This window comes from Pseudomonas sp. MF6776 (assembly GCF_016613125.1).
Taxonomy (GTDB): Bacteria; Pseudomonadota; Gammaproteobacteria; order Pseudomonadales; family Pseudomonadaceae; genus Aquipseudomonas; species Aquipseudomonas iridis.
The window spans coordinates 41,903-61,241 of record NZ_JAENSQ010000001.1; the positions used below are offsets into that span (position 1 = coordinate 41,903).

Genomic DNA, 19,339 nt, shown 5'->3' on the forward strand with positions numbered 1-19,339 from the left:
ACAACAAAGATGTCGAGGTGAATATGTACAACTGGATCGACGCCCTCGCCGACCTGCAGAACCAGGGCGAGCCCTGTGTGCTGGTGACGATCATCGAAGAGCTCGGCTCGACGCCACGCAATGCCGGCTCGAAAATGGTCGTCAGTGCTCGCCAGATCTTCGACACCATCGGTGGCGGGCACCTGGAATACAAAGCCATGCAGATCGCTCGCGAGATGCTCGCCAGCGGCAAGCAGGACACTCATCTGGAGCGCTTCAGCCTCGGTGCCAGTCTGGGCCAGTGCTGCGGCGGCGCCACGGTGTTGCTGTTCGAACCGATGGGCCAGGTGCAAGCGCAGATCGCCGTGTTCGGCGCCGGCCACGTCGGTCGCGCCCTGGTGCCGCTGCTCGCCAGCCTGCCCTGCCGGGTGCGCTGGATCGATTCCCGGGAAGAAGAATTCCCCGCACAGATTCCCCACGGCGTCCGTAAAATCGTTGCCGAAGAGCCTGTGGATGAAATCGATGACCTGCCCGCCGGCAGCTATTGCATCGTCATGACCCACAATCATCAGCTGGATCTGGAACTCACCGCCGCGATCCTCAAGCGCAACGATTTCACCTGGTTCGGCCTGATCGGCTCGAAGACCAAACGCGCCAAGTTCGAACACCGTCTGCGTGACCGCGGCTTCGACGCCAGCGTCGTGCAACGCATGCGCTGCCCGATGGGTATCGGCGAAGTCAAAGGCAAGTTGCCTGTGGAAATCGCCATCTCCATCGCCGGCGAAATCATCGCTACTTATAACGCCAATTTCGGCCAGCACACTGCCAGCGCCGAACCGATTGCCAAACTGCTGCCGCTTTCACGCCGCAGTCAGGCCGCCAAACTCAAAGCCTCAAATTGATTAGAGAAACCTCATGCCTCTGACTCGCAAAGCCTACCGCGCCGCCATCCTGCACAGCATTGCCGACCCCGCCGAAGTCGGTATCGAAGCCTCCTACGAATATTTCGAGGACGGCCTGCTGGTGGTCGATGGCGGCAAGATCAGCGCCGTCGGCCACGCCAGCGACTTGCTGCCGACGCTGCCGGCAGACATCGAAATCAACCACTATCAGGATGCCTTGATCACCCCGGGCTTTATCGACACCCACATTCACCTGCCACAAACCGGCATGGTCGGCGCCTATGGCGAGCAACTGCTCGACTGGCTCAACACTTACACCTTCCCGTGCGAAAGCCAGTTCGGCGACAAGGCGCACGCCGATGAAGTCGCTGACATTTTCGTCAAGGAACTGCTGCGCAACGGCACCACCACGGCGCTGGTGTTCGGCAGCGTTCACCCGCAGTCGGTGAACTCGTTCTTTGAAGCGGCCGAGAAACTCGATCTGCGGATGATCGCCGGTAAAGTGATGATGGACCGCAACGCGCCGGACTACCTTACCGACACCGCCGAATCCAGCTACGTCGAGAGCAAGGCGCTGATCGAGCGCTGGCACGGCAAGGGTCGCCTGCACTATGCGGTCACCCCGCGTTTCGCGCCGACCAGCACCCCGGAGCAATTGACCCTCGCCGGGCAATTGCTGACTGAATATCCGGATCTGTACATGCAGACCCACATCAGCGAGAACCTCAAGGAAATCGAGTGGGTCAAGGAACTGTTCCCGGAGCGCAAAGGCTACCTAGACGTTTACGATCACTACCAGCTGCTCGGCGAGCGCTCGGTATTCGCCCACGGCGTGCACCTGTGCGACGACGAATGTGCGCGATTGGCGCAAACCGGCTCCGCCGTTTCGTTCTGCCCGACATCGAACCTCTTCCTGGGCAGCGGTTTGTTCAATCTGCCGATGGCCGAAAAGCACAAGTTGAACGTGGGTCTGGGCACTGACGTGGGTGGCGGTACCAGTTTCTCGTTGCTGCAAACACTGAACGAAGCCTACAAAGTGATGCAGTTGCAGGGCGCGCGTTTGAGTCCGTTCAAGTCGTTGTATCTGGCGACCCTGGGTGGCGCGAGGGCGCTGCGTCTGGAAGACAAGATCGGCAATCTGCAACCGGGCAGCGACGCTGACTTCCTGGTGCTGGATTACAACGCCACGCCGTTGCTGAGCTATCGCTTGAAACAGGCGAATAACATTGCCGAGACCTTGTTTGTATTGATGACGCTGGGAGATGACCGGACGGTGCAGCAGACTTATGCGGCGGGTGCGCTGGTGCATCAGCGCTAAGTTTTCCCAAGGCAAAAAAAATCCCCCGGTGGTGTTCAGCCCCGGGGGATTTTTGTTGTCTGTCAGATCGCCTTCGCGAGCAGGCTCGCTCCCACAGTTGACCTCATTTCCTCTGAGAGAATGCGATTGAATGTGGGAGCGAGCCTGCTCGCGAAAGGCACGACTCGGTATCAGCTCAAAGCTTGGCCGCAGGACGCCCCGGCTTCTTGGTCTGCAACAAATGCGAGAACACTGCATGCAGATCATCCGACGCGCCTTCCTCATCGAGGTTGAGCTTGCTGTCGATGTGATCCATGTGATGCATCATCAGATCCACCGCCAACTCACCGTTACGCGCTTCAATGGCGTCGATCAGTTGGGTGTGCTCGTCGTAGGAACAGTGCGAGCGGTTGCCGCTTTCATATTGGGCAATGATCAGCGAGGTCTGCGAGACCAGGCTGCGCTGAAAGCTGACCAGCGGTGCATTTTTCGCCGCTTCCGCCAGTTTCAGATGGAACTCGCCCGACAGACGAATACCGGCGCCGCGATCACCGCGCGAGAAGCTGTCGCGCTCGTCGTTGACCATTTGGCGCAATTCGGCGATCTGCTCGGCGGTGGCGTGCAGCACGGCCAGTTCAGTGATCGCGCGTTCGACCAGACGGCGGGCCATGAACACCTGACGCGCTTCTTCCACGCTCGGGCTGGCAACGACGGCGCCACGGTTCGGCCGCAACAGCACCACACCTTCATGGGCCAGACGCGACAGCGCGCGGCGAATGATGGTGCGACTGACCCCAAAGATTTCCCCCAGCGCTTCTTCGCTCAACTTGGTGCCGGGCGCCAGACGCTGTTCGAGGATGGCCTCGAAGATGTGCGCGTAGACAATATCGTCCTGGGTTCCGCTGCGGCCGGCTTTGCCTGCTCGCGGTTGTTTCTTGAGGGGTTGCAACTGTTCGTTCATGGGCACTCGAGTCGGGAGAACTGCGGCGAATAGACCGTGACTGTAATACGGCACAGTAGGTCGCTGGCAAGTATCGCGTAAAAAACAGCGCGATTGTACACAATGGATGGTGGCAACACGACTGTATGGCTGTTTGTGACCACGGCTGTATTGCAACGGTTCGTTACGATTGAGTTTAGGCTTGATCGCAGAATCCGCTGGTCGACCACAATCCCCTGTGGGAGCGAGCCTGCTCGCGAAAGCCGTTTCACATTCAAAATGAATGTTGACTGACACACCGCTTTCGCGAGCAGGCTCGCTCCCACAGGGGTTTGGCGTACAGGGGACATCTTCATTGGTATAAGGAACACCGTTGTCATGAACGACGCCACGCACACTCAACTGCGCCCTCTGGCCGACACATCGCCCTCGGCCATCGTCGCCGGTTTCATTGCGATGATGACCGGTTACACCAGCTCCCTGGTCCTTATGTTCCAGGCCGGGCAAGCGGCGGGCCTGACCAGCGGGCAGATTTCTTCGTGGATCTGGGCAATTTCGGTTGGCATGGCGGTGTGCTCGATCGGCCTGTCGCTGCGCTATCGCACGCCCATCACCATTGCCTGGTCGACACCCGGCGCGGCGTTGTTGATCACCAGTCTTGGCGGCGTGAGTTACGGCGAAGCCATCGGCGCCTACATCACCTGCGCGGTGCTGGTGACGATCTGCGGGCTGACCGGTAGTTTCGAACGGCTGATGAAAAAGATCCCGGCATCGCTGGCGGCAGCCTTGCTGGCGGGGATTCTGTTCAAGATCGGCAGCGAAATCTTTGTCGCCGCGCAACACCGCACCGGTCTGGTATTGGGCATGTTCTTCACCTATTTATTGGTCAAACGCCTGTCGCCCCGCTATGCCGTGCTCGCCGCACTGCTGATCGGCACCGCGCTTTCGGGCTTCATGGGGCTGCTGGACTTCAGCGGTTTTCATCTGGAAGTGGCCACGCCGGTGTGGACCACGCCGCACTTTTCTTTGGCGGCAACCATCAGCATCGGCATTCCACTGTTCGTCGTGGCCATGACCTCGCAGAACATGCCCGGCATCGCCGTGCTGCGCGCCGACGGCTACACCGTCCCGGCCTCGCCGCTGATCACCACTACCGGCATCGCTTCGTTGTTACTGGCGCCGTTCGGTTCACACGGCATCAACCTCGCCGCCATCAGCGCGGCAATCTGCACCGGGCCGCATGCCCACGAAGATCGCAACAAACGCTACACCGCAGCAGTGTGGTGCGGGATTTTCTACGGGATCGCCGGGGTGTTCGGCGCAACGTTGGCGGCGCTGTTTGCCGCGCTGCCGAAGGAACTGGTGCTGTCAATTGCTGCGCTTGCGCTGTTTGGCTCGATCATCAATGGCTTGAGCATCGCAATGACCGAAGTGAAGGAACGCGAAGCGGCGCTGATCACGTTTATGGTGACGGCGTCGGGGTTGACGCTGTTCTCCATCGGATCGGCGTTTTGGGGGATTGTTGCGGGGGTTGTGACGCTGCTGATCTTGAATTGGCGTAAAGCGTAAGATCAAAAGATCGCAGCCTTCGGCAGCTCCTACAGGGACTACGCGTAGATCCTGTGAGCTGCCGAAGGCTGCGATCTTTTGATCCACGAAAAAAAACGGCGACCCTCAGGTCGCCGTTTTTTTCAGTATCACTTAGCCGCGTTGATCGGCTTTTCCGGATACCAAACGTCCAGCAGCGGGCTGACGGTTGCACCGGTCAGTTCGCTACGGGTTTTCAGCCAGGCTTCAACAGCAGCGCGCTGCTCTTCGTTGACCGAGCCACGCTTCTGCAGGCATACCAGACCGAAGTCGTCGCCGCCAACATAACCCAGACCATTGGCTTCCATGGCTTCTTTGATGAAGGCTTCGAGGAAAGCGTCAATGGCTTCTTCGGACAAGTCTTCTTTGAAGTCCAGGTTCAGCTCGAAACCCAGCTCTTGAAATTCATCAACGCACAGTTTTTTGCGCAGACGCTGGGAACGGTTAGTCGCCATTGGAACAATCCTCTTAAGTAATAACGGCCGGCACTTTACCAGTTTAAGACGTCATTTGCCCGACTCTCTGGACACTGCGGCCGACCGCCTGTAAAAAAATCACTGATTAGCCACCCCGGGGACGGCACAAGCGGTTACACCTTGGGGCATAATGCCGACACTTTCGTGACCACTGAGGGCTTTTTCATCCATGTCCTCGTTTTTCTCCCCCTCTTTTGCAGGGTTTTATTTCACATGATCAAATCGTTGCGTCCACTTTTTTTCGCCGGCCTATTTCTTCCTCTGGCCCTGCCTGCCTCTGCTGCCCCAATCAATACTGCCCTGACCCCCAATGTCGAAAAAGCCCTCAAGGCGAGCAAACTGCAGCCTAACGCCCTGTCGCTGGTGATGGTGCCGCTCGATGGCCCAGGCACAGCCACCGTGTTCAACGCCGATGTGTCGGTCAACCCGGCCTCGACCATGAAACTGGTTACCACCTACGCGGCGCTGGAAATGCTCGGCCCCAACCACCAGTGGAAAACCGAGTTCTACACCGATGGCACTCTGAGCGGCGGTATCCTCAACGGTAACCTCTACCTCAAGGGTGGCGGCGATCCGAAGCTGAACATGGAAAAACTCTGGCTGTTGATGCGCGATCTGCGCGCCAACGGCGTCACGCAGATCACCGGTGATCTGGTGCTGGACCGCAATTTCTTCGTGCAACCACAGCTGCCGGAATTCAACGATGACGGCAATGACGAGAACAAGCCGTTTCTGGTCAAACCCGACTCGCTGCTGGTCAACCTCAAGGCCCTGCGCTTCGTCGCCCGCAATGACGGTGGCCGAGTGCTGATCTCGGTGGAACCGCCGATCGCCAGCATCCGCATCGAAAATACCGTTAAAGCGCTCCCCTCCAAGCAATGCACCGGCGGTGTGCGCTACAACCCGGTGCCACAGCCCGATGGCAGCGTGACCGTGACGGTGGGCGGCCAGTTGGGTGAAGGTTGCAGCTCGCAGACCTACCTGTCGTTGCTCGACCACGCGACCTACACCGCGGGCGCCGTTCGTGCGATCTGGAAGGAGTTGGGTGGCAGCATTCAGGGCAGGGATCGTCTCGCGCCGACCCCGAGCAACGCCAAGTTGCTGGCTCGCGCATTCTCGCCGGATCTGGCGGAAATCATCCGCGACATCAACAAATACAGTAACAACACCATGGCTCAGCAGCTGTTCCTGAGCCTGGGTCAGAGGTTCCGCAACGACGCCGACGGTGACGACGCCAGGGCAGCGCAGCGCGTAGTCCGTCAGTGGCTGGCTAAAAAAGGCATTACCGCACCGCACCTGGTGATGGAGAACGGTTCCGGCCTGTCCCGTGCCGAACGGGTCAGCGCCCGTGAGATGGCGAACATGCTGCAAGCCGCCTGGCACAGCCCGTATGCCGCCGAGTACATCAGCTCGTTGCCGATTGCCGGCACCGACGGCACCATGCGCAAACGCCTGAAGACCACCGCCATGCGCGGCGAAGCCCACGTCAAGACCGGCACCCTGAACACCGTGCGAGCGATTGCCGGTTTCAGCCGCGACGTCAACGGCAACACTTGGGCGGTGGTGGCGATCCTCAACGACAAAGCGCCGTTTGGTGCATCGTCGGTGCTGGATCAGGTGCTGCTGGATCTGTATCGCCAGCCGAAGCTGCCGCAGACGGCTTCCGTCTTGTAACCCAAGTTCAAGCAACACCACAAAAACCTGTGGGAGCGAGCCTGCTCGCGAAGGCGTCAGGTCAGTCAATAAATGTGCTGACTGATACACCGCCTTCGCGAGCAGGCTCGCTCCCACATTGGTTTGGTGGCAGGGCCTAACTCATCTGCTCAACCCGATCCCGCCCGCCCTGCTTCGCCGCGTACACCCCGTAATCCGCGCGCAGCAACAGCGAATCAGCGCCCTCCCCCGGTCGCCAACTGGCGATACCGAAACTTGCGGTCACCACGCCGACCACATCAACCGGCGCACTGCGTAACCCCTGCCACAACTCCACAGCGAGCATGTACGCGTGTTCGCCGTCGATGTCCGGGCAGAGCACCATGAATTCCTCGCCACCCAAGCGACAGAACACATCCGTGCGGCGCAAGCGATGGCCGATGCGCTCGCACACGGCTTGCAGCACCCGGTCGCCCACGGCATGACCGTGCTGGTCGTTGATCCGTTTGAAATGGTCGATGTCGAGCATGATCACCGACAGTTCACCGCCACCGCGCTCGACCCGGGCCATTTCGGTGGTCAGGCGTTCCTGGAAATAGCGACGGTTGTAGATACCGGTCAACGAATCAGTGATCGACAGCGCCCGAAGTTCCTCCTCCACGCGCTTCAAATCTGAAATGTCCGAGATATAGCCATGCCACAGCACGCCACCGCCGGGCAGCTCCTCGGGCGTCGCCTCGCCGCGCACCCAGCGCAGACCGCGTACGGGCAACTGCACGCGATATTCCTCGCGCCAAGGGCTGAGGTTTTGCGCTGATACCCGAATCGAGGTGCGCACGCGGCTCACGTCCTGCGGATAGATACGGGAGAAAATGGCCTCGGCATCGAGCAGCAGCACATCCGGTTCGAGTTCGTAGATCTCGCGGATGCCGTCGCTGGCGTAAATCACACTGAAGCGACCGTCGAATTCCATCTTGAACTGGTAAATGCCGCCGGGCACGTGAGCGCTGAGCTTTTTCAGCAGCACATCACGCGCCGCCAGCGCCTCGTGCACACGCTTGCGCTCAGTGATGTCGATGCAGATCGCCAGATGCCCGACCCACAGGCCCTGCTCATCAAGCACAGGGGTGGCGAGCATGTTCACCGGCAGGTGACTGCCGTCCTGGCAGATCAGGGTCCACTCGCGCGCCTCGTGCCCGCCGACTTCGCCGCCCTCGACCAGCATCGCCTGACAGGTCGGGATCGCCTTGCCGTAACGCGCACTCAATTCCGCCGCGCGGGCCATCAGTTCGCGCGGAAAGTGCAGGTTCTCCAGGGTCATGCGGCCGACCACCTCATCGCTGCGGTAGCCAAGCATCTGTTCGGCGCCGGGATTGAAGGTGCTGATCACCCCGCGCAGATCGGTGGCGATGATTGCCACCTGCGTGGCGGCATTCAGCACACCGCGCAACTGGCCGTGAGTGCCGCGCAGTTCCTGTTCGCTCTCGTGCAACTCTTGCGTGCGCTGCTCGACCAGATGCAAGGCTCGCTGGCGCTGGCTGACCAGCACATATAACAACGCACTCAGCAGCAGACTGAGTAATCCACCGAGAATCAGCACACTCCCCACTGAGGAGTCGTTGGCTTGCACGAAAGCGTCGCTCGGCAGGATATCCACCTGATAGTCATGATCGGCCATGCGTACCAGCCGGGTGGTGGCCAGAGCACTGGGTGCCGGATCGTTAGCCGATTCGTAGAGCACCTCGTGCTGCTCAGGGATCGACAGGTCGAGAATGCGCACCGAAAGGTAGTCATGGAACGCGTCCGGCAAACCATCCGCCAGCAACTGGCGCATGCTGATCACGGCCATCACATAGCCGAAAGGCTTTTGCTGCCCCTCTCGAATGACTGGCGCCACCAGCAAGACCCCGCGGGCATAGGCTGGCTCGACACTGATCAGATTCATCGGTTGCGAAACGACCAGATTACGCAGCTCATCGGCGCGCTGCAGGACATCGCGGCGCAGCGGTTGCGCGAGCAAATCGTAGCCCAGCGGCGAGCCCAGACGGCTTTGGGTCTGACTGAATAAAACCGGCACGTATTCATCTCGGGCGCCCGCCAGTTGCAACTCGCGCTGTTCATTAAGTTCGCGAATCGTAAACGTGCTCAGGCCTTCCGCACGCACGCGCTGCTCAAATTCGGCGCGCTCGGCAGCACTGACCCTGAGGGCAAACGAATAGGCCTGGGTGCGCAGTAATAAGGGTCGGGTATAACCATCGAACTCGGCGCGAGACACCGATTGGGAATTGGTGAAGAAGCGGCGCAGGCCGTCGAGGCGTTGCTCCTGGTCCTGAAATCGCTCTTCGATGCGGCTGTAACGCTCATTGGCCAGCAACTGAAAGCGCTGACGCAGTTGTTGTTCAAACTGGCTGAAAGTGGCCCAGGCGAGCAGCCCCGTGAGTATCCCGCCGGCGAGCAATACCAGCATCGCGACCAGCCAGGCCGAGACGTCTTCGCTGATGAAACCCAGAATCTTCGGGCGCACGGGGTGCAACGACATAAGGGCAACTCACTACGCCAGCATTACGGGGGAACCCCCATTGGCCATGAGTGAGTTTATAGCTATTAGCCATCAATTTGGCTAGCGTTGATCAGATCCAAGAGCCTTTAAAATCAAGGCTCTGTGGATCCAATCCTTTGCAGCGTCAACGAGCCGTGATTTTCCAGGCACGGTGAATCTTGGTGTTACGCGCGAAATCCGGATCAATGGTCTGCGCGCTGATTTCCTCAATCGCGTAACGCTCGGCCAGGTTCTCTTCCAACTGGAACTTGCGGAAGTTGTTGGAGAAATACAACACGCCGCCCGGCGCCAGGCGCGCCATGGCCAGGTCGATCAACTGCACCTGATCACGCTGCACGTCGAAAATGCCTTCCATGCGCTTGGAGTTGGAGAAGGTCGGCGGATCGATGAAGATCAGGTCGTACTCTTCGCGGCAACTTTCCAGCCACGCCATCACGTCGCCCTGCTCCAGACGGTTCTTGTCCGAGAAGCCGTTCAGCGACAGGTTGCGGCGCGCCCAGTCGAGGTAGGTTTTCGACAGGTCGACGCTGGTGGTGCTGCGCGCACCACCCTTGGCCGCGTGCACGCTGGCGGTCGCGGTGTAGCAATACAGATTGAGGAAGCGCTTGCCGGCGGCTTCTTTCTGAATGCGCAGGCGCATCGCCCGGTGATCCAGGAACAGCCCGGTGTCGAGGTAGTCGGTGAGGTTGACCAGCAACTTGACGCCGCCTTCGGTCACTTCATTGAACTTGCCCTGCGCAGCCTGACGTTCGTACTGCTTGGTGCCACTCTGGCGCTCGCGCCGTTTGACCACCACGCGGCTCTTGTCGATGTTCAGCGCCTGCGGAATCGCTGCCAACGCATCGAACATGCGGATCGAAGCCTTTTGCGGGTCGATCGATTTCGGCGCGGCGTATTCCTGAACGTGCACCCAGTCGTGGTACAGGTCGATGGCCATCGCGTATTCCGGCATGTCCGCATCGTAAACGCGGTAGCAATCGATGCCTTCGCGCTTGACCCACTTGCCCAGTGCCTTGAGGTTTTTCTGCAGACGGTTGGCAAACATCTGCCCGCCTTCGCTCAAGCGAGCCTGTTCGACCACCGGAGCCGGGGCTGGCGTTGGTTTGATCGGGTTGCCGTTCTTGTTGAACTTGCGTTCTTGTGGCTCGTCCGGCGTCTGGTCGTAAGCTGCTTGCTCACGCTCGACCTGACGCTGTTCCGGGGTGCGACGCTCGCCCGTGACGAATTGATCCGGAGTGACTTTGATCAGCAGCAGCTTGCACGGCAGTGCGCCGTTCCAGAACGAATACTGTTTGTGGCTGCGGATGCCCATGCGCTTGCCCAGATCCGGCGCACCGGTGAACACCGCCGCTTCCCAGTTCAGGCAGGCCTGACGCAGACGCTCGCCGAGGTTCTGGTAGAGATACAGCAGGCTGGCTTCGTCGCCCAGACGCTCGCCGTACGGCGGGTTGCAGATCACCAGACCTTTCTGGTTCTGATCCGGACGCGGCTCGAACGTCGCCACTTCGCCCTGGTAGATCTTGATCCACTCACTCAGGCCGGCACGTTCAACGTTGTTGCGGCCCGGCTGGATCAAGCGCGGGTCAGCTTCGTAACCACGAATCCACAGCGGCGGCTTGGCCAGACCGGCAGCCGCACGTTCGGTCGCCTCTTCGTGGAGCTTTTTCCACAGCGCCGGCACGTGGCCCAGCCATGCGGTGAAGCCCCACTGCTCACGACGCAGGTTCGGCGCCATATCGGCGGCGATCATCCCCGCTTCGACCAGGAACGTACCGACACCGCACATCGGGTCAGCCAGCGCGCCGCCATCGGCAGCAATGCGCGGCCAGCCGGATCGGATCAGGATTGCTGCCGCGAGGTTTTCCTTCAGCGGCGCTGCACCTTGCTGCAAGCGGTAGCCGCGCTGGTGCAGGCTGTGGCCGGAGAGGTCGAGGGAGAGAATCGCTTCGCCGCGATCCAGACGCAGGTGAATGCGCAGATCCGGGTTGAGCTTGTCGATCGACGGACGGTCGCCCTGCGGGGTACGCAGTTTGTCGACGATGGCGTCCTTGACCTTCAAGGCGCCGAAGTGAGTGTTGTCGATGCCCGAGCCGTGGCCGCTGAATTCAACGGCCAGGGTGCCATCGCTGAGCATGTGGTCTTGCCACTCGACGTCGAGCACGCCGTGGTACAGGTCTTCAGCGTCCTTCATCGGGAAACGCTTGAGCACCAGCAACACGCGGTTGGCCAGGCGCGACCACAGGCACAGACGATAGGCGGTTTCCATGGTTGCCATGCCACGCACGGCGGAGGTGTGCTCGCGCGCTTCTTCAAGGCCAAGCCCGACGGCTTCCTCGATAAGCAGGCCTTCAAGACCTTTGGGGCAAGTGAGGAAGAGTTCGAATTGGTCGGACATGGTATTTCCAGAGCCTTTGGCTATGTGAACCGACAACGCATTGCCGATCCGGTTTTCAATCAGGCGCTTTTCTAAAAGAACGCCCGCGTGGCACGAAGGTGTGCCGTCCCATCCCTGCTGCTCGGGTTAAAAGAGCTTAGATGCAAGGACAGAGAAAAAAGTTGAAGCAACAAAATGACTCAAAACAACCCTTCGTCGAATAGTACCCCAGTGCAACCGTGGGTCATTCTCACTAAAGGATTAAGCCCATCATGCAGCGCGGTGCCGATCATACCGGGGTTTGCTCAATAAACATTGAACAAATACGCAGTTACTTATTGCCATAGCATCCTATTCGTTACGTTCTTATGACAAATCGGTCATTCCATCGGTGTGACTCATTGGTTAGAACTGAGCACAGGTTGACGTCGCAACGGCGTCAACACCTTGGCTCGCCACGCCGGCAGCGAGCCGCCCCCGGCAGAGTTTTTCTGCCAGACCTCGGTTGAGGTCAACGCGACACATACAGTCAACAAGTGAGGGAAACACCCTATGAGAAGACTTAAGCGTGATCCGTTGGAAAGAGCATTTTTGCGCGGATATCAATATGGCGTTGGTGGCAAATCCCGTGAGCTTTGCCCATTTACTCTACCGTCGGTACGTCAAGCCTGGATTAACGGCTGGCGAGAAGGACGCGGCGACAACTGGGACGGTATGACCGGCACTGCGGGAATCCACAGACTCAACGAACTTCACGCCGTCGGCTGACACAGGGCATTTATTCCGACACGACAATCTGAATTTGCAACGCATTAACCACGCACGTCCCTCCCGGACGGCGGGCTACGGCCCAAGGGCTCCTTAGAGGAGCCCTTTTTTATGCCTGCAGTTTCTTGTGCCGGGCACAAACCTGTGGGAGCGAGCCTGCTCGCGAAAGCCTTCATCCCGTCACATTACTTGCGACAGATACACTGCCTTCGCGAGCAGGCTCGCTCCCACCTAGATCACCGGTGTGTCAGTTTGATCAGCGCAATGCGGCGATCGCATCCACCGATTCACGAATCAGCGCCGGGCCTTTATAGATAAAGCCCGAGTAAATCTGCACCAGACTGGCACCCGCAGTGATCTTCTCAGCAGCATGCTTGCCTTCAGTGATGCCGCCCGCTGCGATGATCGGCAAGCGCCCACCCAGCTCAGCCGCCAGTACTTTCACGGTGTGGGTGCTCTTGTCTCGCACCGGCGCTCCGGACAGGCCGCCCGCCTCGTCACCATGCACCATGCCTTCAACGCCAACCCGGCTCAGCGTGGTGTTGGTGGCAATGACCGCGTCCATCCCGGTTTCGATCAGCGCTTGCGCGACCTGCGCGGTTTCTTCGTCGGTCATGTCCGGGGCAATCTTGATCGCCAGCGGCACATGCTTGCCATGACGCAGCGCCAATTCGGCGCGGCGCGTGGCCAGGTCCGCCAGCAACTGCTTGAGCGAATCGCCGAACTGCAAGCTGCGCAGGCCCGGGGTGTTCGGCGAGCTGACGTTGACGGTGATGTAACTGGCGTGGGCGTAGACCTTGTCCAGGCAGATCAGGTAATCGTCAACCGCGCGTTCAACCGGGGTATCGAAATTCTTGCCGATGTTGATGCCCAGCACGCCCTTGTATTTGGCCGCTGCGACCCGCGTCAGCAGGTTATCCACACCCAGATTGTTGAAGCCCATCCGATTGATGATCGCCTCGGCTTCCGGCAGGCGGAAAATCCGTGGTTTCGGGTTGCCCGGCTGCGGACGCGGGGTCACGGTGCCGATTTCGACAAAACCGAAACCCAACTGCGCGAAGCCGTCGATGGCCGCGCCGTTCTTGTCCAGACCCGCCGCCAGACCCACCGGGTTGGGGAACTCCAGGCCCATGACCGTCACCGGCAACTTCGCTGGCGCCTTGCACAGCAGACCGTTGAGGCCCAAACGCCCACCCGCGCCGATCAGATCCAGCGACAGATCGTGGGAGGTTTCCGGGGAAAGTTTGAACAATAGCTGACGGGCCAGGGTGTACATGGGCGGCGATGACTCGGGCGGCGAAAAGAGGCGGCGATTATAGCCGGGCATCGCCCCCCCGCGCGAGGCGCATGCGCAAATCGACGCGACTGGCATATGCCTTGCACCCTGCTTGCCATCAGCCCGCACGCCAATGGCGGCGTACAGGCAAGGACAATGGCGTCGTCATGGGGTTTTGCCTGCGCAAAATCGGTGGCGGCGTTTTTTTTGAAGGCGGCTTTTGCAGGTGCATGCGATGAATGAACCCTCCGTCGGGCCGCTGGCCTGGGTCAACGGCAGCGATGCTCCGGAAAAGACTGCGATCAACCTTGGTTTCATGGCCCTGAGCGATTGCGCCTCGGTGGTGGTGGCCGCCACTCAGGGTTTCGCTCAGCCTTATGGCCTGACCCTGAACCTCAAGCGCCAGACTTCGTGGGCCAACCTGCGCGACAAACTGGTCAGCGGCGAACTCGATGCCGCCCACAGCCTGTACGGTTTGATCTACGCCGTACATTTGGGCATCGGCGGCATCGCATCTACCGATATGGCCGTGTTGATGGGCCTCAACCAAAACGGTCAGAGCCTCAACCTCTCCCACGGTCTGCAAGCCCTCGGTGTGAACAGTCCTGAAGCGCTGGATCGCCACGTGCACCAATCCCGCGCAAAATTGACCTTTGCCCAGACCTTCCCGACCGGCACGCACGCGATGTGGCTTTATTACTGGCTGGCGAGCCAAGGCATTCATCCGTTACAGGATGTCGACAGCGTGGTCGTGCCGCCGCCGCAAATGGTTGCGCACCTGCAAGCGGGACGAATCGACGGCTTTTGCGTCGGCGAACCGTGGGCCGCCAGCGCGGTACAGCAGAATCTCGGCTTTACGCTGGCCACCAGCCAGACGATCTGGCCCGATCACCCGGAAAAAGTCCTCGGCTGCACCCGCGCCTTCGTCGAGCAATACCCGAACACCGCGCGCGCGCTGGTGATGGCGATCCTCGAAGCCAGCCGATTTATCGAAGAAAGCCAGGAGAATCGCCGCAGCACCGCACAACTGCTGAGCGCCCCGGATTATCTCGATACGCCGGTTTCGTGCATCGAACCGCGCTTTCTCGGTGAGTACACCGACGGCCTCGGTCATCGCTGGCAGGATCCCCACGCCTTGCGCTTTCACGGCAACGGCGAAGTCAATCTGCCGTATCTCTGCGACGGCATGTGGTTCATGACCCAGTTCCGCCGCTGGGGCTTGCTGCGCGAAGACCCGGATTACCTCGCCGTGGCGCGTCAGGTTCAGCAATTGAGCCTCTATCGCGACGCGGCGACTGCTGTTGGCGTTGCCGCGCGGGACAAGGACATGCGCAGCAGTCAGTTGCTCGACGGCAAAATCTGGGATGGCAGTGATCCGGCCGGTTACGCGCGCAGTTTCAAGCTGCACGCCCTGAGCGACGATGCTCCCCTTCTCGCCCGCCGCTGACAGGAGACCGCCAACATGCTGCGCATTCTGCTGATCAACGACACGGCGAAAAAAGTCGGACGCCTGAAAGCGGCGCTGACCGAGGCCGGTTTTGAGGTGATTGACGAGTCTGGCCTGACCATCGACCTGCCCGCACGCGTCGAAACGGTGCGCCCGGACGTCATCCTGATCGATACCGAGTCACCGAGCCGCGATGTAATGGAGCAAGTGGTGCTGGTCAGCCGCGATCAGCCACGCCCCATCGTGATGTTTACCGACGAGCATGACCCCGGCGTGATGCGTCAGGCGATAAAGTCCGGGGTCAGTGCCTACATCGTTGAAGGCATTCACGCACAACGTTTGCAGCCGATTCTCGATGTGGCCATGGCGCGGTTCGAGAGTGATCAGGCGTTGCGTGCGCAGTTGCACGCCCGCGACCAGCAGCTGGCTGAGCGCAAACGCATCGAACTGGCCAAAGGCTTGTTGATGAAGATGAAGGACTGCAATGAGGAAGAGGCCTACACCCTGATGCGGCGCCAGGCCATGAGCCGCCAGCAGAAGCTGATTCAGGTGGCGGAGCAGATTATTGCGATGAGTGAATTGCTCGGCTGAATAACCAGCAAGATCAAAAGATCGCAGCCTTCGGCAGCTCCTACAGGAGTTCGATGCTCCCCCTGTAGGAGCTTTCGAGTGCAACGAGGCAGCGATCTTTAAGCCTTGGCACAAATCTCGCTACGCATTCCACACAGGTAACCAACGGCGGTTGCCCCACCTACGACAAAGACGTCGCTGACCCGCTCGCCCCACCCGGCGAATCAGGTAGCGGCGTTTTTGCGTTTTTGGCCCCACAGCCCGGGGCCGGTGGTGCGGCCGTGGCGGCGCCCCACTTTGCTGACTCATGACTCCTTCTCGAGACTCTTTACAGCTGAGGTGCGCGATGAATAAAAGCTTCTGGAAATCCGGCCATACCCCGACCCTGTTCGCGGCCTTCCTCTACTTCGACCTGAGTTTCATGGTCTGGTACCTGCTCGGCCCGCTGGCAGTGCAGATCGCGGCGGACCTGCACCTGACCACGCAGCAGCGCGGGCTCGTGGTCGCCACGCCAATCCTTGCCGGCGCCGTGCTGCGCTTCGCGATGGGCATGCTGGCGGATCGGCTGTCACCGAAAACCGCCGGGCTGATCGGCCAGGTCATTGTCATCTGCGCGCTGTTCGGCGCCTGGAAACTCGGTATTCACAGTTACGAACAGGCGCTGATCCTCGGTCTGTTCCTCGGCATGGCCGGCGCTTCGTTCGCCGTGGCGCTGCCGCTGGCGTCGCAATGGTACCCGCCTGAGCACCAGGGCAAAGCCATGGGCATTGCCGGCGCGGGCAACTCGGGCACCGTGTTCGCTGCACTGCTCGCGCCGGTACTGGCCGCATCCTTCGGCTGGAGCAACGTCTTCGGCTTCGCAGTGATTCCATTGATCCTCACGCTGGTGCTGTTCGCCTGGATGGCAAAAAACGCCCCGCAACGTCCGAAAGCCAAGTCCATGGCCGACTACTTCAAGGCCCTCGGTGACCGCGACAGTTGGTGGTTCATGTTTTTCTACAGCGTCACCTTCGGCGGCTTCATCGGCCTGGCCAGCGCCCTGCCCGGCTACTTCAACGATCAATACGGCTTGAGCCCGGTCACCGCCGGTTACTACACCGCTGCCTGCGTATTCGGTGGCAGCCTGATGCGTCCATTAGGCGGCGCATTGGCGGATCGCTTCGGCGGCATTCGCACCTTGCTGGCGATGTACACCGTGGCGGCTATCTGCATCGCAGCGGTCGGTTTCAATCTGCCGAGTTCCTACGCGGCGCTGGCACTTTTCGTCTGCACCATGCTCGGTTTGGGGGCAGGCAACGGGGCAGTTTTCCAACTGGTGCCGCAGCGCTTTCGTCTTGAGATTGGTGTGATGACCGGGCTGATCGGCATGGCTGGCGGCATCGGCGGTTTCGCGCTGGCGGCAGGCATGGGCGCGATCAAACAGAGCACCGGCAGTTATCAACTGGCCCTGTGGTTGTTCGCCAGCCTTGGCGTGCTGGCGTGGTTTGGCCTGCACGGCGTCAAGCGGCGCTGGAGAACCACCTGGGGTTCGGCGGCCGTGACTGCGGCTCGAGTCTGAGACCTGAATGGCCCTGCAACTGAGTTTCGCCGAAGCCAGCGCCACCGGCCCGCGCGCGGAGAATCAGGACGCCCTGCGTCTGGTCACGCCAGCACCGGCGCTGGCGGCGAGCAAGGGTTACCTGTTCGCCATCGCTGACGGTGTCAGCCAGTGCGCCGATGGCGGACTGGCTGCGCGCTCGACCTTGCAAGCCTTGGCCCTCGACTACTACGCCACCCCGGAAACCTGGAGCGTGGCCCAGGCACTGGATCGCCTGCTGCTGGCGCAAAATCGCTGGTTGCAGGCCAATGGCGGTGGGCAACCGTTGCTGACCACTGTCAGCGCTTTGGTCATGCGCGGTAGGCGCTTTACCCTGGCCCACGTAGGCGATTGCCGGGTCTATCGTTGGCATGCCGACAGCTTGCAGCGGATATCCAACGATCATGCCTGGGAGCAACCGGGCATGCAGCATGTGCTCAAGCGTGCGTTAGGGCTTGATCAGCATCTGGTGCTGGATTTTCTCGACGGCGAATTGCGCACGGGCGAGTGTTTCGTGCTGCTCAGCGACGGCGTGTGGTCGACCTTGGGCGATACCGCAATTGTAACGATCCTGCGCGACCAGCCGGATCTGCAAAGCGCGGCAAACACTCTGGTGAACGCCGCGCATCTGGCCGGCAGTCAGGACAACGCCAGCGCCTTGCTGGTGCGGGTAGATGCCGTCGGTGAAGCGAACATCGGCGATGCGCTGATGCATCTTCAGCAGTGGCCGCTGCCCCCACCGCTGAAATCCGGTCAGTCTTTCGAAGGCTGGCAGGTGCAAGAGGTTGTCAGCCAGAGTCAGCAATCACTGCTCTATCGCGTGCACGACGACCAAGGTCAGCCATGGTTGCTGAAAACCCTGCCCGCACGACTTGCAGATGATCCACAGACCGGGCAAGCGCTTCTTTCGGAGGAATGGTTTCTGAAACGCGTGGCCGGTCGGCATTTTCCTGAAGTCCATGCGTGCCTTCAGCGTCAGCATTTGTACTACGTGATGCGGGAATATTCGGGGACGACCCTGGCGCAGCTTTTCCAGCGAAGCGGGCCGTTACCATTGGCAAAGTGGCATGAACTGGCTGAGCGACTGCTGCGTGCGGTGGGCTTGCTGCATCGGCGGCAGATTCTGCACCGGGATATCAAACCGGAGAACCTGCTGCTGGGTGACGATGGTGAGTTGCGCCTGCTGGATTTTGGTCTGGCCTACTGTCCTGGCCTGTCCGAAGACGCTGTTTCGACATTGCCGGGAACCCCAAGCTATATCGCCCCGGAAGCCTTTCGCGGTGACCCGCCCGGCGCACAACAGGATCTGTATGCGCTGGGCGTGACACTGTATTTCCTGCTCACAGGGCATTTTCCCTATGGCGAGATCGAAGCCTTTCAACGGCCGCGATTTGGCTTGCCGGTCAGTGCCAGTCGCTACCGCCCCGATCTGCCGGAGTGGCTGGCGCAGAGCCTGGAGCGCGGCGTTGCTGCCGATCCGCAACAGCGTTTTGAAACGGCAGAAGAATGGTTGCTGGTGCTGGAACAAGGCGAGCGGCGCATTTTGAGCGTACGCCCCAGGCCACTGCTGGAGCGTGAGCCGGTAAAGGTCTGGCGGACGATGGCGCTGGTGGCATTGCTGGGGAATCTGGTGCTGCTGGTTTTATTGTTTCATCAGCCTTGAAAAGATCGCAGCCTTCGGCAGCTCCTACAGCATGTGCACGATTCCCGTGTAGGAGATGCCGAAGGCTGCGATCTTTTGACGTTGCGCCTCAAAATCGCGCAACACGCCTCCAGACAGTGCAGAAAAATTCCATTCCTGCCAGTAAAGCCCCGTAATCACGGGATTGGGAATACTTGGCACAACCACTGCATTAATCCTTTCAACACACACATAAAGCCCAACCTTCAACGACGAAGGTTGTGCTCCCCGAGAGAACGGGACCAGGACAAAG

General features: G+C 60.2%; 15 protein-coding genes. 9 read left to right on the forward strand and 6 right to left on the reverse strand.

Annotation, left to right across the window (positions count from 1 at the left end; translation table 11 throughout):
• The first annotated feature begins 23 nt into the window (after nt 1-23).
• Both xdhC and guaD read left to right on the forward strand, forming a co-directional pair.
• The gene (xdhC, locus tag JJD74_RS00185; RefSeq protein ID WP_042558517.1) at nt 24-881 is read left to right on the forward strand and encodes a xanthine dehydrogenase accessory protein XdhC; all 858 of its coding nucleotides are present in this window, start codon (nt 24-26) and stop codon (nt 879-881) included.
• 13 nt (nt 882-894) lie between these two features.
• Nucleotides 895-2,199 carry a guanine deaminase gene (gene guaD / locus JJD74_RS00190; RefSeq protein WP_042558516.1) on the forward strand — a complete coding sequence of 435 codons (1,305 nt, stop codon included), beginning with the start codon at nt 895-897 and terminating at the stop codon, nt 2,197-2,199.
• A gap of 175 nt (nt 2,200-2,374) precedes the next feature.
• Here the strand turns inward: guaD and JJD74_RS00195 are convergent, their stop codons facing one another.
• Complete coding sequence (locus tag JJD74_RS00195) at nt 2,375-3,139, reverse strand: GntR family transcriptional regulator (RefSeq protein ID WP_042558515.1); 765 nt, start codon at nt 3,137-3,139, stop codon at nt 2,375-2,377.
• Between the two features lie 357 nt (nt 3,140-3,496).
• On the opposite strand from JJD74_RS00195, the gene JJD74_RS00200 reads away from it, so the two are divergent.
• On the forward strand, nt 3,497-4,687 hold the full coding sequence (locus JJD74_RS00200; protein ID WP_200610526.1) for a benzoate/H(+) symporter BenE family transporter: 1,191 nt from the start codon (nt 3,497-3,499) through the stop codon (nt 4,685-4,687).
• Between the two features lie 128 nt (nt 4,688-4,815).
• Here the strand turns inward: JJD74_RS00200 and JJD74_RS00205 are convergent, their stop codons facing one another.
• A complete protein-coding gene (locus JJD74_RS00205; RefSeq protein ID WP_042558513.1) occupies nt 4,816-5,160 on the reverse strand; it encodes a YggL family protein in 345 nt (114 codons plus the stop codon).
• 234 nt (nt 5,161-5,394) lie between these two features.
• On the opposite strand from JJD74_RS00205, the gene dacB reads away from it, so the two are divergent.
• The gene (gene dacB / locus JJD74_RS00210; RefSeq protein ID WP_115147625.1) at nt 5,395-6,855 is read left to right on the forward strand and encodes a D-alanyl-D-alanine carboxypeptidase/D-alanyl-D-alanine endopeptidase; all 1,461 of its coding nucleotides are present in this window, start codon (nt 5,395-5,397) and stop codon (nt 6,853-6,855) included.
• A gap of 136 nt (nt 6,856-6,991) precedes the next feature.
• Here the strand turns inward: dacB and JJD74_RS00215 are convergent, their stop codons facing one another.
• Both JJD74_RS00215 and rlmKL read right to left on the reverse strand, forming a co-directional pair.
• Complete coding sequence (locus JJD74_RS00215) at nt 6,992-9,373, reverse strand: sensor domain-containing diguanylate cyclase (protein WP_200610542.1); 2,382 nt, start codon at nt 9,371-9,373, stop codon at nt 6,992-6,994.
• Nucleotides 9,374-9,518: 145 nt separating this feature from the next.
• On the reverse strand, nt 9,519-11,789 hold the full coding sequence (gene rlmKL, locus JJD74_RS00220) for a bifunctional 23S rRNA (guanine(2069)-N(7))-methyltransferase RlmK/23S rRNA (guanine(2445)-N(2))-methyltransferase RlmL (protein ID WP_042558510.1): 2,271 nt from the start codon (nt 11,787-11,789) through the stop codon (nt 9,519-9,521).
• Nucleotides 11,790-12,320: 531 nt separating this feature from the next.
• Between rlmKL and rmf the strand changes: the two genes are divergently transcribed.
• A complete protein-coding gene (rmf, locus tag JJD74_RS00225; protein WP_003223300.1) occupies nt 12,321-12,536 on the forward strand; it encodes a ribosome modulation factor in 216 nt (71 codons plus the stop codon).
• A gap of 256 nt (nt 12,537-12,792) precedes the next feature.
• On the opposite strand, the gene JJD74_RS00230 is transcribed toward rmf, so the two are convergent.
• Complete coding sequence (locus JJD74_RS00230; protein ID WP_150597034.1) at nt 12,793-13,812, reverse strand: quinone-dependent dihydroorotate dehydrogenase; 1,020 nt, start codon at nt 13,810-13,812, stop codon at nt 12,793-12,795.
• A 235-nt stretch (nt 13,813-14,047) separates the two neighbouring features.
• Between JJD74_RS00230 and JJD74_RS00235 the strand changes: the two genes are divergently transcribed.
• The 4 genes from JJD74_RS00235 to JJD74_RS00250 all read left to right on the forward strand — a co-directional run bounded on the left by JJD74_RS00235 (nt 14,048) and on the right by JJD74_RS00250 (nt 19,068).
• Nucleotides 14,048-15,259, forward strand: coding sequence for a CmpA/NrtA family ABC transporter substrate-binding protein (locus JJD74_RS00235; protein WP_200610546.1), 1,212 nt, complete (start codon nt 14,048-14,050; stop codon nt 15,257-15,259).
• A gap of 15 nt (nt 15,260-15,274) precedes the next feature.
• Nucleotides 15,275-15,850, forward strand: a complete 576-nt coding sequence (locus JJD74_RS00240) for an ANTAR domain-containing response regulator (protein ID WP_042558507.1) — start codon at nt 15,275-15,277, stop codon at nt 15,848-15,850.
• Nucleotides 15,851-16,175: 325 nt separating this feature from the next.
• Nucleotides 16,176-17,387: a nitrate/nitrite transporter gene (locus tag JJD74_RS00245; RefSeq protein WP_042558506.1), complete on the forward strand. Its 1,212-nt coding sequence runs from the start codon at nt 16,176-16,178 to the stop codon at nt 17,385-17,387.
• 7 nt (nt 17,388-17,394) lie between these two features.
• The gene (locus JJD74_RS00250) at nt 17,395-19,068 is read left to right on the forward strand and encodes a bifunctional protein-serine/threonine kinase/phosphatase (protein ID WP_200610549.1); all 1,674 of its coding nucleotides are present in this window, start codon (nt 17,395-17,397) and stop codon (nt 19,066-19,068) included.
• A gap of 24 nt (nt 19,069-19,092) precedes the next feature.
• Here the strand turns inward: JJD74_RS00250 and JJD74_RS00255 are convergent, their stop codons facing one another.
• A complete protein-coding gene (locus JJD74_RS00255; protein WP_200610551.1) occupies nt 19,093-19,254 on the reverse strand; it encodes a hypothetical protein in 162 nt (53 codons plus the stop codon).
• Between the last annotated feature and the right edge of the window lie 85 nt (nt 19,255-19,339).

Excerpts from the sequence above, each read along its gene's own strand:
- rmf (WP_003223300.1), top strand. The coding sequence starts at position 12,321 with ATGAGAAGACTTAAGCGTGATCCGTTGGAAAGAGCATTTTTGCGCGGA.
- JJD74_RS00205 (WP_042558513.1), bottom strand. The coding sequence starts at position 5,160 with ATGGCGACTAACCGTTCCCAGCGTCTGCGCAAAAAACTGTGCGTTGAT.
- xdhC (WP_042558517.1), top strand. The coding sequence starts at position 24 with ATGTACAACTGGATCGACGCCCTCGCCGACCTGCAGAACCAGGGCGAG.
- JJD74_RS00245 (WP_042558506.1), top strand. The coding sequence starts at position 16,176 with ATGAATAAAAGCTTCTGGAAATCCGGCCATACCCCGACCCTGTTCGCG.
- JJD74_RS00235 (WP_200610546.1), top strand. The coding sequence starts at position 14,048 with ATGAATGAACCCTCCGTCGGGCCGCTGGCCTGGGTCAACGGCAGCGAT.
- guaD (WP_042558516.1), top strand. The coding sequence starts at position 895 with ATGCCTCTGACTCGCAAAGCCTACCGCGCCGCCATCCTGCACAGCATT.
- dacB (WP_115147625.1), top strand. The coding sequence starts at position 5,395 with ATGATCAAATCGTTGCGTCCACTTTTTTTCGCCGGCCTATTTCTTCCT.
- rlmKL (WP_042558510.1), bottom strand. The coding sequence starts at position 11,789 with ATGTCCGACCAATTCGAACTCTTCCTCACTTGCCCCAAAGGTCTTGAA.
- JJD74_RS00200 (WP_200610526.1), top strand. The coding sequence starts at position 3,497 with ATGAACGACGCCACGCACACTCAACTGCGCCCTCTGGCCGACACATCG.
- JJD74_RS00230 (WP_150597034.1), bottom strand. The coding sequence starts at position 13,812 with ATGTACACCCTGGCCCGTCAGCTATTGTTCAAACTTTCCCCGGAAACC.
- JJD74_RS00250 (WP_200610549.1), top strand. The coding sequence starts at position 17,395 with ATGGCCCTGCAACTGAGTTTCGCCGAAGCCAGCGCCACCGGCCCGCGC.
- JJD74_RS00215 (WP_200610542.1), bottom strand. The coding sequence starts at position 9,373 with ATGTCGTTGCACCCCGTGCGCCCGAAGATTCTGGGTTTCATCAGCGAA.
- JJD74_RS00195 (WP_042558515.1), bottom strand. The coding sequence starts at position 3,139 with ATGAACGAACAGTTGCAACCCCTCAAGAAACAACCGCGAGCAGGCAAA.
- JJD74_RS00240 (WP_042558507.1), top strand. The coding sequence starts at position 15,275 with ATGCTGCGCATTCTGCTGATCAACGACACGGCGAAAAAAGTCGGACGC.